This window comes from Paenibacillus sp. EB106-04-04-XG159, assembly GCF_058791835.1.
The window spans coordinates 320665-333978 of the sequence record NZ_JBYTDY010000001.1; the positions used below are offsets into that span (position 1 = coordinate 320665).

The following is a 13314-nucleotide window of genomic DNA, read 5'->3' on the forward strand; positions in this document are numbered from 1 at the left end:
AGATCGAAGGTGGTACACGATGTATAAAGTGTTGTTGGTAGACGATGAGCCGTTCATAACAGAAGGACTCCAATCCATATTGGAATGGAATGACTACGGGTTGACGATCGCTGGTACTGCGAATAACGGGGAAGAAGCATTGAACCAGCTGAAGAACAGTCACGTTGATCTGGTTGTGACGGATATTATGATGCCGATCATGACGGGGCTGGAGCTCATTGAGAAGGTTAAGCAGCTGAATGCGAATACACGATTTATCATTTTAAGCGGTTATAACGACTTTATGTATGTCAGGGAAGGTATCAAGCTTGGTGTAGAAAATTATTTGCTGAAGCCGATTAATCTGGAGGAGTTTCGTTCGACGATCGAGACGACAGTTCAGAAGCTAGATCAGACGAATAGATTGAGTCAAGTAGAGCGCCATAACCATGATATATTGCGTGATAATGTGCTGTACCGCTGGATAAAGGATCTCATTCATCTGGAAGAGCTCCAGCAGCGCGCCGAGCTGTTGGATATTAAGTTTATCCACTCGTACTATATGGTCGTGCTGCTGCGTCTGGAAGGCGAGCGGGAATTGGAATCTGATCTTCAGCAGCAAGATCGGATCGTTCAAGCCGCAAAGCAGTTTATTAGCGACGGTGAGGAAGCGTATTACATACGTGAATGGGATGGCGAGATCGCATTAGTATTCGGGATCATGAACCCTGAGCAGGATAAGGCGGTCATCATGGAGCGGCTCCGCGTCTGGAAACGCGAGCTAGAGCAGCAATATGAGTTTACACTGCAGATGACGACAGGAAGTGTCCAGCCTGGATATGTGAAGGCGCCGCTTAGCTATGAGCATGCTAAGCGCGTTCAGCCCTATCATCTCATTCGATTGGATGAAGATCTGGTGGACTATGAAGAGACAAGCCAGTACCGCTCTTCAAGGCCGCAAGCTGTACAACCGGATACGGAGGCTTACATGAAGCTGCTGTACGCAAAGGACCGGCTGTCTATCCATGAGAGACTGGCCGAGGACTTTGAACGCTTGAGCCGTACGGAGGGCGTGGAACCTCGCGATATTCGCAATTTTGCGGTGGAACTGCTCATCACGTGGAAGCAGTCGGTCAAGGATGAGTTGATGCATGCCTCGAACGAAGGGCAGGATTGGTTCGATGCGATCTATCGCATGCAGTCCGTTCAAGCACTGAAGGAGCATCTTATGCAGGCGGCGGACCAGTTAATTGATCAGATGAACCAGCCGCAGCAGATGGTACCGGTAGTGAAGCAGGTGCTGTATCATATCGAGGAGAGGTACATGGAGGATCTGTCGTTAAAGACGCTCAGCCAGTTGTACCATATGAATCCGGTATATCTAGGGCAGCTATTTCAGAAAGAAATGCAGTGCACCTTCTCCGATTATTTGAATAAGACGCGCATTAAGATGGCGAAGCAGATGCTGACGGAAACGAATCTGAGGATGTCCGACATTTCTGACAAGGTGGGGTACTGGGACAAAAGTTATTTTTACAAGCAGTTCAAAAAGTATGTGGGAATATCTCCGAAGGAGTACCGCGGGATGCAATAGCAAGCTGGTTTGACGTGGTCTAAACGATATAAGGTGAGAGGGCTTATACCGATATCTGCGCGCAGTGGATATTATGTAAGCCCTTTCTTTAATTTATACACCAATTCTAAAATATGTTGACTATTGTAAGCGTTTTATATCGAGTAAGCTAAAGCTACATCAGACGCAAGGGGGAATAAATGCATGTTAGCCATCAAGAGCTTTGCGAAAAATCTTTTTAAAAATCGCATATTCTTACTAATGGTGCTTCCGGGCACTCTATGGTTTTTATTTTTCTCATATATGCCGATGTTCGGGACAGTAATAGCTTTCAAGGATTATCGCTATAGTCGTGACGGCTTCCTCGCCAGCTTAGTACAGAGCGAGTGGGTCGGATTTCAAAACTTTGAATACTTATTTAGCACAAACGATGCGTATATCATTACGCGAAATACCATTCTGTACAACACGGTGTTTATTATTCTAGGTCTCTTCTTCTCGGTAGCTATGGCCATTATCTTGAGTGAGATCGTCAATAAGCGGTTGGCCAAATTGTATCAAACTGGTATGTTTCTGCCATATTTCCTTTCGTGGGTTATTGTCGGATACTTCACTTTCAGTTTCTTGAGTGTAGATAAAGGTGTTATCAACCAGATATTGGTCAGCTTAGGCAAGCCCGCAATAACGTGGTATTCCGATCCAACTTACTGGCCCTTTATCCTAGTGTTCTTGAACTTATGGAAGGGCATCGGGTACTCAAGCGTAGTTTATCTGGCGGCGATTGTCGGCATCGACAAAACGTATTATGAAGCGGCGATGATTGACGGTGCGAACAAGTGGCAGCAAATTCGCCACATTACGATTCCTTCGATCACTCCGCTGATCACGATATTGACACTGTTCGCGATCGGACGAATCTTCTACGCTGACTTCGGGCTGTTCTATCAGATTCCGCGCAACTCCGGACCGTTATATGAAGTGACGAACGTTATTGATACATATGTTTACCGCGGATTGAAGGCAAGTGGTGAGGTTTCCATGAGTACAGCAGCAGGCTTATATCAATCGTTTGTCGGCTTCGTCCTCGTCATAACGTCGAACTGGATTGTACGCAAATTCAACAAGGACAACGCGTTGTTCTAAAGGAGGAGAGCAGATTATGCGCAAGAAAAAACATCGAGACGTTCATCAACTCTCAAGAGGCTGGAACCTGTTGTTTCATCTGATCGCTGCTTCGTTTGCACTCATTTGCGTGTTCCCGTTCTTCTTCGTTATCATCATTTCCTTAACGAGTGAAGAATCCTTGAACATGTACGGCTATAGGTTCTGGCCGAAAGAATGGAGCTTCTCTGCATATGAATACATCTTCGAAGCAGGTGACCAACTGCTACGATCGTATGGGGTTACTATCGTAATCACGATCGTTGGTACGATTATTAGCCTGATTGTAATCTCTTTATATGCATATGCCATCTCGCGGAAGAACTTCGCGTATCGCGGCTTCTTCTCCTTCATCGCCTTTTTCACGATGCTGTTCAACGGCGGTCTCGTGCCGACGTACATGGTCGTGACACAAGTGCTTCACCTGAAGGACACGATCTGGGCGCTTATATTGCCGCTCGTCATGAATGCGTTCTACGTTCTCATTCTTAGAACGTTCTATAGCACAAGCGTTCCCGACTCTATTATCGAATCGGCTAAGATCGATGGAGCGGGCGAACTTCGGGCCTTTGTCAAGATCGTACTCCCTATTTCATTGCCGGGTATTGCAACGATTGGACTGTTCGCCACACTCGGATACTGGAACGACTGGTTTAACGCGCTGCTCTATATCGACAGCAGACCGGACCTCGTGCCGCTTCAATCTATGCTGATGCGAATCGAGAACAGCATGCAGTTCCTGCTCAGCAACTCTCAGCTCAGTTCCTCCGGTCAATCGCTGGAATTGCTGCGCACGCTGCCGCAGGAATCAACGCGCATGGCGCTCGTCGTGCTTGCGACTCTGCCGATTGCTTGCGCTTACCCGTTCTTCCAACGCTACTTCGTGCAAGGTCTAACGATCGGTGCAGTGAAGGGGTAAAGACTTATGCTTATTGCCGCCTAGCACTGTCTAGCGACTGTTAGGCGGAAATAATAGATTCATCTAGCTATCATAAATATAACTTAAGGGGATGAGCTGAACATGTCGAAAGTGAAGAAAATGCTATTGATGACGATTAGCTTGATATTCGTAGCATCAGTCGTTCTGACGGGATGTGGTAAAGACAAAGCAGCAGACAAGCCGGTAGAAGGAACTGCAGATAAACCGGTTGAGCTGGTATGGTACACAATCGGAACACCGCAGAAAGATGTCGACACCGTAATGAACAAGCTCAGCGAATACACAAAAGAGAAGATCGGCGTTACGATCAAGATGAAGATGTTCGACTGGGGCGATTACAACCAAAAAATGGGCGTTATTGCAACTTCGGGCGAGCCGTATGACATTGCTTTTACATCGTCATGGGCATTCGATTATGTGGCTAACGCGAAGAAAGGTGCATTCTATGACCTTACTGACCTGATGGATCAATACGGAAAGGGCATTGAGGAAACGCTTCACCCTTCCTTCTTGGAGGGCGCCAAGATCGATGGTAAGCTGTATGCGATCCCGGTTAATAAGGAATTGCCAGCACAACGTGTATTCCGATACAACAAGGATCTCGTAGATAAATATAAATTGGACATTGATTCGGTTAAGACACTTGAGGACCTGGAGTCGCTGCTCGCTGCAGTCAAGGCAGGCGAGTCTGGCATGTTCCCGTTTTCTGCAGGGAGAGATTTTAAGTTCGACTTGGGCTTCGACTTGGTGAATGAGGGTTTGCCATTAGGTGTTCGTCTCGATGACAATGGCGAGCTGAAGCTGCAGAATCTGTTTGATCAGCCTGAAGTGATGAAGCACCTTGAGACCATGCACAAATACTATAAAGCCGGATATTTGAGACAGGATGCAGCGACAGCTTCAGCCGGTGATGAGCAGAAGACGGGAAAATGGCTGGTCGATATGCCGCATACGCAGCCATTTGCAGATGTAGCGTGGTCTGAAAGCAACGGCTACCCTATTGTGACTCGTCCTGCGGAAGAGCCGTATGTATACAATTGGTCGGTAATGGGCTCTATGATGGCCGTATCCGCAAATTCAGCTAATCCTGAGAAAGCCCTGCAATTTCTTAACTTGCTTAATACAGATCCATACGTACGTAATATGGTGAACAACGGTATTGAAGGTACGCATTACAAACGACTGAGCGAGGATCGGATTGAGTACTTGCCAGCTAGGAAGGAAGCTTACGATCTGCCGCAATTTACGCTAGGAAACTTCTTTATTCTGGATAAGCTTCCTAACGACCCAGACAATAAGTGGGAAGAGTTCAAGAAGTTTAACGATGCAGCAAAGAATGCGCCGCTGCTCGGCTTCAACTTCGATGGCTCAAATGTAAAGACAGAGGTAGCATCCATGCAGAACATTCGCGAAGAGTTCTATCCATCTTTGTTCACGGGCTCGGTAGATCCTAAAGTATACGTGCCTAAAATGCTAGAGAAGATGAAGTCAGCCGGTTTGGACAAGATCGAAGCGGAAATGCAAAAACAATTGGATGAGTGGAAGCAGGCAAAGAAATAGCATAACAAATGATTAGATATTAAGGTGGAGCCTAGGCTTCACCTTAATTATGTTTAGTAGAATTGTATTTTTAGATAGTATGATATAATATAATGGATATAATAAATAATTCATTTAGACTTTGGTTAGAAAAAGGAGAGAACTCATATGGAACGCCTACCTCAATCCGTGCTTCGTGTCATGGAAGAAGCTAAGCAGAAGCTAGCGGAACAGCCTAAATTGCAGCGTGTATTTCTGAATTGTTTCCCGAATACCCTTAAAACGACGACCAAGCTGCAAGATGACGGTACATCCTATGTATTTACAGGTGACATTCCAGCAATGTGGCTGCGCGATTCCAGCGCACAAGTCCGTCAGTACTTGCCGCTTGCAAATGAAGATGCGGATGTTCGCCGTGTCATTACAGGCCTTGTGAAGAGACAACTAAAGTATATTCAAATAGATCCTTATGCTAATGCATTTAACGAAACGCAACTGCCCCTTAGTGAAGTTCATCACCGTGACAATACGGAATTGAACGGCTGGGTGTGGGAGAGAAAGTACGAGATTGACTCCCTCTGCTACCCGATTCAACTGAGCTACTTGTACTGGAAGCAAACAGGTGATTCTTCGTTGTTTGACGGCGAATTCAAGACAGTGGCGAATATCATCATGAACTTGTGGACGACGGAGCAGCGCCATTTCGAGCAATCTCCATACCGCTTCCAACGCATGGAATGCCGCAAGACAGATACGCTGAAGAACAACGGAATGGGTATGCCGGTTAACTATACAGGTATGACATGGTCGGCTTTCCGTCCTAGCGATGATGCGAATACGTTCGGTTATTTGATTCCTGCGAATATGTTTGCAGTTGTCGTGCTTCGCTACCTGGCTGAGATCGCGAAGGAAATCTATGAAGACCAACCGTTTGCATATAAAGCGCTGCGTCTGGCAGAAGAAATCGATGACGGTATTAAAGCTTACGGTATCTATAATCACCCAACTTACGGTAAGATTTACGCCTATGAAACAGACGGCTTCGGAAATTATAATCTAATGGACGATGCCAACGTGCCTAGCTTGCTGGCGATCCCTTACCTTGGCTATACAACAGCAGATGATCCTATCTACCAGAACACACGCCGATTTATTTTGAGCGAAGATAATCCTTACTTCTTCTCAGGAACGAAGGCGAAAGGCATAGGAAGTCCGCATACGGAGCATAATCATATCTGGCATATCAGCCTATCTATGCAGGCGCTTACATCGGTTGATGAAAATGAAGTGCATGATCTAATTAAGGTTATTCTAAGCACGGATGCGGATACCGATTATATGCATGAGGGCTTTGATGTTAACGATCCGAAGAAGTTCTCGCGTGAATGGTTCGCATGGGCAAACAGCTTATTCTCTGAATTGGTATATCGTGAATATTGGCTGAAAGGCTAGGCTGGTTACAACTTAGATTAGGATTGGATGGAAGGGGAGCTATACGATGACGAAGAAGACAGCTCATATTATTTCTCATACACACTGGGACCGCGAATGGTATTTGCCATATGAATACCATCATGCGCTTCTTATTGAATTAATGGATACACTTCTGGAAACACTTGATCGCGATCCGGACTTCAAGAGCTTCCATTTGGACGGTCAGACGATTATATTGGAAGACTACTTGCAAATTCGTCCAGAGATGAAAGAGAAACTGGAGCATTACATCCGTGAAGGCCGCATTCATATCGGCCCTTGGTACATCCTGCAGGATGAGTTCTTGACGAGCAGTGAGGCGAACATTCGCAACCTGCAGATCGGTCACCGCGACGCGAAGAAATATGGTGTTAACATCTCGAAGCAGGGCTACTTCCCAGACTCCTTTGGGAACATGGGTCAAGCTCCGCAGATTCTGAAGCAAGCGGACATCGATGTAGCTGTATTCGGACGCGGCGTTAAGCCTACTGGCTTCAACAACGAAGTATCGGAAGATGCGGCATATGAGTCGCCTTTCTCTGAGATGATGTGGCAATCGCCAGACGGTTCACGCGTCATCGGTATCTTGTTCGCTAACTGGTACTGCAACGGTATGGAAGTTCCAGTAGAAGAAGCGAAGGCAGTAGCCTACTGGGAACAGCGCATTCCAGCAGCAGAGAAGTTCGCGTCGACGAACCACCTGTTGTTCATGAACGGCTGTGACCATCAGCCGATCCAGACGGATCTGTCGCAAGCGATTGAAACGGCGGAGCGTCTGTTCCCAGACGTAGAGTTTGTTCATTCCAACTTCAACGATTATGTTGACGCTCTACGCGATGAGCTGCCTGAGAACCTGAAGACGGTAGCAGGTGAGCTTCGCAGCCAACGTACAGACGGCTGGTATACGCTCGTGAATACAGCATCGTCCCGCGTCTATTTGAAGCAGGCCAATGCGGAGTGTCAAACGCTGCTTGAGAAGGTAGCAGAGCCGCTTGCGGCATTTGCTCACCATAACGGTAAGCCTTATCCGCATCATCTGTTCGTGTATGCTTGGAAGACGCTGATGCAGAACCATCCGCATGACAGTATCTGCGGTTGTTCCGTCGATGAAGTGCACCGCGAGATGGAAACGCGCTTCATGAAGTCGAAGCATATGACGGAAATGATCATTAATGAGACGTTGGATAGCTTGATGCCACAGGTGAACACCAGCGTATATGAAGGCAAGGATGCGACGCCGTTTACGGTGTTCAACTCGGCCGGATATGCGCGCGACGGCGTTGTTGAAGTGACGCTTGAGCTGAAGCGCCGTTACTTCAGCGAAGCGTATCCGACAGTGCTGGCGAGAGAGCTGAGACAAGAAGCGATCGAGCCAGGCGCAGTGATGGACGCGCAGGGTAACGTGCTGGACTGCGAGTGGGAAGACGCTGGCGTTATGTTCGGCTATGATCTGCCGAAGGATAAGTTCCGCCAGCCATACATGGCGCGCATCATTAAAGTGCGCCTGCAAGTGCAAGACATCCCTGCGTTCGGCTACAAGACGCTCGCTTGGGTTGCAGGAGCAAGCAAAGAAGCGGGTGCAAGCCTTGTGACTGGCGAGTTCAAGATGGAGAACGAACGTCTGCAGGTTGAAGTGCTGGACAACGGCTCTTTGAAGCTGACAGACAAGAAGACCAATCACGTATTCGACGGTATCAACGTTTACGAAGATGCCGGCGATATCGGTAATGAATATATGTACTTTATGCCGAAGGGTTCGACACCGCTGACAACAGCAGGTGTGAAGGCTGAGCGTAAAGTAGTGGAGAATACACCGTTCCGCGCGGTGATCGAAGTGACGCACAACTGGGAGATTCCAGCTTCCGCAGACGAAACGCTGCATCAGGAGCAGATCGATGTAGTCAGCTACCCGAACCGCAAGGCTCAGCGTTCTACGGAGATGGTACCTTTCCACATCGTGACTCGCTACACGCTTGATCGCGATGCGAAGCGCGTCGACGTATCCGTTACGATGAACAATCAATCCAAGGACCATCGCGTGCGCGCGCTGTTCCCAACTGGATTCCAAGCGGAAACGCATCTTGCGGACTCCATCTTCGAGGTGGCGCGCCGCAACAATATTCCTGAGAAGGAATGGGCTAACCCTAGCAATGACCAGCATCAGCACGCGTTTGTCAGCGCGAGCGACACTAAGCTGGGCTTGACGATCGCGAACAAAGGCCTGTTCGAATACGAATTGTCGCAGGATGAGAAGAACACGATCGCGGTTACTTTGCTTCGCTGCTCGGGTGAGCTTGGCGACTGGGGTTACTTCCCTACGCCAGAGGCGCAATGCATCGGCATTCAAACGGCGGAATATGCGATCATCCCTCACGAGGGCGATGTGATCACATCCGGCGCTTATGCAGAGGCATACGGCTATGCCGTGCCATTCCTTGTGCGTCAAACGGACGTGCACGAGGGCAAACTGCCGGCAGACCATGCCTTCATGCAATGGTCTGGCGATAGTGTAGCCTTCTCATCCGTCAAGATGGCGGAAGAGAGCGGCGACATGGTTGCGCGCTGGTACAACCTTGCGCATGAACCTCGCTCTCTGCGTGTCGAGCTGCCAGAAGCGGGAACCGGCTTCTATGCGAGCGACGTGCTGGAGCGTGAAGGCGAAGCGGTCGCTTCCGGCGACGCGAAGTCCGCGCATATCGAGCTCCGTGCTGCTGAGATCGTTACAGTGGGCATGAAGAAGTAAGATGGATAGTAGAAGAGCTGATTCGGGTTTAGACCTGAATCAGCTCTTTTTGTGCTGTATTGCATGGAACCGTAATGGATCTTCCGCACATAAATAAACCGCTGGAGCACGCAAGCCCCAGCGGTTTATGTCATTTATATGCCGATGATGGTCAATTCCTTCGGATAGGAAGTCAGCACGCGAACTCCTTGTTCGGTTACAACCACATCATCTTCGATGCGAACGCCGCCCTTGCCAGGCAGATATATGCCTGGTTCAATCGTAAACACGACACCAGGCTGCGTGAGCGCCTCGTTCTGCCCGTGTACAGAAGGATATTCATGCACATCGATACCAAGACCGTGACCAAGGCGATGTGTAAAATACTCTCCGTATCCCTTATCCACGATGACCTGACGCGCAACCTTATCCAGCGAGCCGAAGCTGACGCCTGGCTTAACGGCAGCGATCGCGGCTTCGTTAGCCGCTAGCACCGTGTTATAGATGTCCTTCATTTCAGCGCTCACTTCACCAATAGCGAAGGTGCGCGTAATATCGGACGCGTAGCCGTTAAGGTAAACGCCGAGATCGAACAACAGCAGGTCGCCTTCGCGAATAACGCGAGCGCCCGGTACGCCATGCGGCAATGCCGCGTTCTCGCCGGCAAGCACCATCGTATCGAAGGATGGTCCATCAGCGCCCTGCTTCTTCATCTCGTATTCGAGCTCCGCTACGACTTCTGCTTCTGTCATGCCGACGCGGACGCGGCGCACGACAGAGCCGAGTACGGATTCGACACAGTCCACAGCCGCTTGCATGCGATCCAATTCCACTTCCGACTTGATCACGCGCATCGCTTGCAAGACATCGCCGATATCCGCATAGCGCAGTGTGCCAAGCTCTGCCTGCATCGTCTCAAATCGGCTGACGGACAGATTCGCCTTCTCGACCCCTAACGTCTGCAGCCCAGCAGGGAGATGGCGCTTTAGGATCGCATAAGGGTTATCTGTATCGGTATGGGTCGCGATACGCTGTACAGACGATACAGCCGCTGCCTTATCGGCATCGAGGGCTGGCACGATCAGTACCGGCTCTTCGCCGCGTGCGAAGACTACACCTAGAAAACGCTCATGTGGATTGCACGCAAAGCCTGTCACGTAATACACATGCTTGGGATCCGTAATCAGAACAGCATCCCACTGTTCAGCTTCCATAGAGCGGGAAATATTGTCCCATATATGACTCATTGCTTAACACCCTTTCTAACTGAGAGCATGATCACGGCATCCGTTCAGCGGAGGTTGAGCAGAGATGCTCTACGCATACGCCAGTGAATGAAATCATGCTCGTAATATATGTTGAATGTACCACTTTTAACTATGAATTGCGACTAAGGAGCCTCGGAAAATGAAAAATGGAAAATGTTTCACGTTCCCCGTGGAACAATTGTCTGGAATACGCATAGCTGCGCTCGACATGTAAATGATTCCCTACCAATATCACTGTGCGAACGTCTCCATCTCTGCATGAGATTCAATTCACAAGACTGTAACAAATGAGCTGTTTTGTTTATTTTTCGTCACACTTTGAATTGTGAACGTGTGGCAGAATGGATATACACACCAGTCAGAATATAGAGATATCACGGCCTGGGCTGAAGCCGACCGCTGATTGGAATAATGATCTTATGGAGGGAAAGACGATGCTTACGATGGCGGGAAACCTAACTCATAGGGAAGAACAGACGGTTGAATGCTTGGAAGTTCGTAACGCCGCTTATCAACTACTGGTCGATTTTATTGGGGAAGAACCCACGCTGGAGAACATCGTGGCTTGGCGCAATCATTCGATATGGGGACAACTAAGCTCCATGTCCGAAGGAGCTCGAGAAGTATGCAAGCGATTACAAGAAGTGCCGCTGCTTGAATTGTACAACTTGCTCTCATCGATGCGAGTGGAATATGAACGACTATTTCAACCTGGCGGGGAGCTTCCGGTGACACCTTGCGAATCGATGTATCGCGCGCATGAGCAGATGCTGCCGAAGTCATACGCACAAGAAGTGCGTGAGGATTATGCAGACTTCAGTATTTATTTTAAGAAGATGCAAGGCGAGAGCGACGACCATATCGCGGTTGAATTGGAATTTATGACTGTTATTATCGGGAAGATGCACAACACACTAATGACTGAAGAGCGTTATGAGCGCTATATCAATGGACAGAGCCGGTTTATTCAAGATCATTTGCAGCATTGGGTCATTCGATTCGGGCAGGATCTAGAGCAATACTCTACGCATCCTCTATATAAGGCAATCGGTATGATGCTGCAGGATTTCATCGCGAAGGAAGCAGCTTGGGCAAGAGAAACAGCTCATTAATCATGTAAATCGCATATAAGCAGGGACGTTCATATCATATAACATTCCGATCAATATAAATCAAGAAGGCTGCTCCGCACAGGAGACAGCCTTTTTCGTCATGCAGCCATTATTTATTTAGGAGATAATTTTAAGCCCGATAACAGAAGCCAGGATGAGAGCAATGAAGAATACACGTTTCCATTCCTTTGGCTCATCAAAGGCGAACATTCCGAGAAGTGTACTTCCAACAGTGCCAATGCCTGTCCAGATCGCATATGCGGTTCCCATCGGAATCTGCCCCATCGCATATGACAACAGGGAGAAGCTTGTGATAAATGAAATGCTCAAAAATAAATACGATTGCCAATTATGATATAGCGTTACACGTTTTATAGCGAGTACGCCGAGCACTTCGCACAGTCCGGCGATGATTAGTGCGATCCAAGCCATCACGCTTCACCTTCCTTTGTATCCGGCGTTACCAGCTTCAATCCGATTACTCCTGTAGTCAACGTTGCGATAAGCAAGAGCTTTATAGGATCAACGGGTTCTCCGAAGATGAGCATTTCGGCTATTACCGTTCCTGCAGTTCCCAGTCCTGTGAAGACGGCATACACCGTGCCAATCGGCAATCGCGATGCTGCTTCAATTAGCAGTTTGAAGCTTAATACGATAGAGCCTATCGTAATTAGCCATCCCCACCATGAAGTGGAATACTTAAGCCCGCTTACCCAGAAGACCTCAATAACACCGGCCAGAACGACGAGCCACCATTCTTTTTTCATGTTGAAGTAACCTCCCTTAATCTAGATGTCTAAGCTTTGAGTGTCAGGCCTCTCCAGTAGATATGCCATGAGCGGTCCAGCTTGCGCTTGAATCGCTCTGCGTCGCCATATATCAATTCAACATACAGGCCATCTAACATGCACATAAATGCAGTGGCGGCTTGTTCAGGATGAACGGCAGCAATCTCGCCGCTGCGCAGCGCCAATATGATAATCGGAACAAGATCATGCTCGAGTTGATCCAAGAAAGCATTAACTCGTTCCAATACCTGCTTCTCCAGAGCAGTTGGCGGGAAGAAGGACATACGAATCATGAACTTAATCTCTGCCTGCTGTTCATATCGCTTCAAATAGCTGTACAGGAACGTTTTCATCTGCCACTCTAATGGCTGACCGCGGTGTTCCTTGAAGAATTGGCCGGCCGTATGCAGTTCTTGATCGAATACCAATTGCACAACTTGCAGGAACAGATCTTCTTTGCTGGCATAATGAGCATATATAGAGGGTTTCTTAATGCCAACTTCGTCCGCGATCTTAGAAAGGGACGTACCGTCATAGCCGTATTGTGCAAAGTGAGCAAGAGCAACTTGTCGAATATGATGTGCAGTCATTAGTAATTCCTCCTGACGTCATTGTTCATTACCTACCTACCGTTCGTTAGGTAGAGTATCTCACATGATAAATGGGTTGTCAATATTAAGATATAGTTGATTATGGAGAGACGGCATCTATCTTCATCTGTTATGATGGCATTACTGATCATATATAAATAAAAGTAAT

At 48.1% G+C, this 13314-nt stretch carries 11 protein-coding genes; 7 read left to right on the top strand and 4 right to left on the bottom strand.

From position 1 onward, the window contains the following. The first annotated feature begins 19 nt into the window (after nt 1-19). The 6 genes from AC3WTP_RS01440 to AC3WTP_RS01465 all read left to right on the top strand — a co-directional run bounded on the left by AC3WTP_RS01440 (nt 20) and on the right by AC3WTP_RS01465 (nt 9408). Nucleotides 20-1573, top strand: coding sequence for a response regulator (locus AC3WTP_RS01440; RefSeq protein WP_492392796.1), 1554 nt, complete (start codon nt 20-22; stop codon nt 1571-1573). A gap of 183 nt (nt 1574-1756) precedes the next feature. Beyond that, the gene (locus tag AC3WTP_RS01445; protein WP_492392797.1) at nt 1757-2695 is read left to right on the top strand and encodes an ABC transporter permease; all 939 of its coding nucleotides are present in this window, start codon (nt 1757-1759) and stop codon (nt 2693-2695) included. 16 nt (nt 2696-2711) lie between these two features. Beyond that, entirely contained in the window at nt 2712-3632 is a 921-nt protein-coding gene (locus tag AC3WTP_RS01450) for a carbohydrate ABC transporter permease (RefSeq protein ID WP_492392798.1), read from the top strand. A 102-nt stretch (nt 3633-3734) separates the two neighbouring features. Beyond that, nucleotides 3735-5213: an ABC transporter substrate-binding protein gene (locus AC3WTP_RS01455; protein WP_492392799.1), complete on the top strand. Its 1479-nt coding sequence runs from the start codon at nt 3735-3737 to the stop codon at nt 5211-5213. A 147-nt stretch (nt 5214-5360) separates the two neighbouring features. Next, nucleotides 5361-6644: a glycoside hydrolase family 125 protein gene (locus AC3WTP_RS01460; protein ID WP_492392800.1), complete on the top strand. Its 1284-nt coding sequence runs from the start codon at nt 5361-5363 to the stop codon at nt 6642-6644. Between the two features lie 46 nt (nt 6645-6690). Continuing rightward, the gene (locus AC3WTP_RS01465; protein WP_492392801.1) at nt 6691-9408 is read left to right on the top strand and encodes an alpha-mannosidase; all 2718 of its coding nucleotides are present in this window, start codon (nt 6691-6693) and stop codon (nt 9406-9408) included. A 134-nt stretch (nt 9409-9542) separates the two neighbouring features. On the opposite strand, the gene AC3WTP_RS01470 is transcribed toward AC3WTP_RS01465, so the two are convergent. Further along, nucleotides 9543-10634 carry a M24 family metallopeptidase gene (locus AC3WTP_RS01470; RefSeq protein ID WP_492392802.1) on the bottom strand — a complete coding sequence of 364 codons (1092 nt, stop codon included), beginning with the start codon at nt 10632-10634 and terminating at the stop codon, nt 9543-9545. 455 nt (nt 10635-11089) lie between these two features. Between AC3WTP_RS01470 and AC3WTP_RS01475 the strand changes: the two genes are divergently transcribed. Then, nucleotides 11090-11767, top strand: coding sequence for a TorD/DmsD family molecular chaperone (locus tag AC3WTP_RS01475; RefSeq protein WP_492392803.1), 678 nt, complete (start codon nt 11090-11092; stop codon nt 11765-11767). Between the two features lie 117 nt (nt 11768-11884). Here AC3WTP_RS01475 and AC3WTP_RS01480 read toward each other — a convergent pair whose 3' ends face one another. From AC3WTP_RS01480 to AC3WTP_RS01490, 3 genes are read right to left on the bottom strand one after another with little or no spacing between them, the layout of a single operon-like run. Beyond that, nucleotides 11885-12199 (bottom strand): DMT family transporter, encoded by a 315-nt coding sequence (locus AC3WTP_RS01480; RefSeq protein WP_492392958.1) that lies wholly within the window; start codon nt 12197-12199, stop codon nt 11885-11887. After that, nucleotides 12199-12534 carry a DMT family transporter gene (locus AC3WTP_RS01485; protein WP_492392804.1) on the bottom strand — a complete coding sequence of 112 codons (336 nt, stop codon included), beginning with the start codon at nt 12532-12534 and terminating at the stop codon, nt 12199-12201. Before AC3WTP_RS01485 ends, AC3WTP_RS01480 begins: the two co-directional genes overlap by 1 nt. A 29-nt stretch (nt 12535-12563) precedes the next feature. Further along, entirely contained in the window at nt 12564-13145 is a 582-nt protein-coding gene (locus AC3WTP_RS01490; protein WP_492392805.1) for a TetR/AcrR family transcriptional regulator, read from the bottom strand. Nucleotides 13146-13314: the final 169 nt, after the last annotated feature.

Excerpts from the sequence above, each read along its gene's own strand:
- AC3WTP_RS01455 (WP_492392799.1), top strand. The coding sequence starts at position 3,735 with ATGTCGAAAGTGAAGAAAATGCTATTGATGACGATTAGCTTGATATTC.
- AC3WTP_RS01490 (WP_492392805.1), bottom strand. The coding sequence starts at position 13,145 with ATGACTGCACATCATATTCGACAAGTTGCTCTTGCTCACTTTGCACAA.
- AC3WTP_RS01475 (WP_492392803.1), top strand. The coding sequence starts at position 11,090 with ATGCTTACGATGGCGGGAAACCTAACTCATAGGGAAGAACAGACGGTT.
- AC3WTP_RS01460 (WP_492392800.1), top strand. The coding sequence starts at position 5,361 with ATGGAACGCCTACCTCAATCCGTGCTTCGTGTCATGGAAGAAGCTAAG.
- AC3WTP_RS01440 (WP_492392796.1), top strand. The coding sequence starts at position 20 with ATGTATAAAGTGTTGTTGGTAGACGATGAGCCGTTCATAACAGAAGGA.
- AC3WTP_RS01445 (WP_492392797.1), top strand. The coding sequence starts at position 1,757 with ATGTTAGCCATCAAGAGCTTTGCGAAAAATCTTTTTAAAAATCGCATA.
- AC3WTP_RS01450 (WP_492392798.1), top strand. The coding sequence starts at position 2,712 with ATGCGCAAGAAAAAACATCGAGACGTTCATCAACTCTCAAGAGGCTGG.
- AC3WTP_RS01480 (WP_492392958.1), bottom strand. The coding sequence starts at position 12,199 with ATGGCTTGGATCGCACTAATCATCGCCGGACTGTGCGAAGTGCTCGGC.
- AC3WTP_RS01465 (WP_492392801.1), top strand. The coding sequence starts at position 6,691 with ATGACGAAGAAGACAGCTCATATTATTTCTCATACACACTGGGACCGC.
- AC3WTP_RS01485 (WP_492392804.1), bottom strand. The coding sequence starts at position 12,534 with ATGAAAAAAGAATGGTGGCTCGTCGTTCTGGCCGGTGTTATTGAGGTC.
- AC3WTP_RS01470 (WP_492392802.1), bottom strand. The coding sequence starts at position 10,634 with ATGAGTCATATATGGGACAATATTTCCCGCTCTATGGAAGCTGAACAG.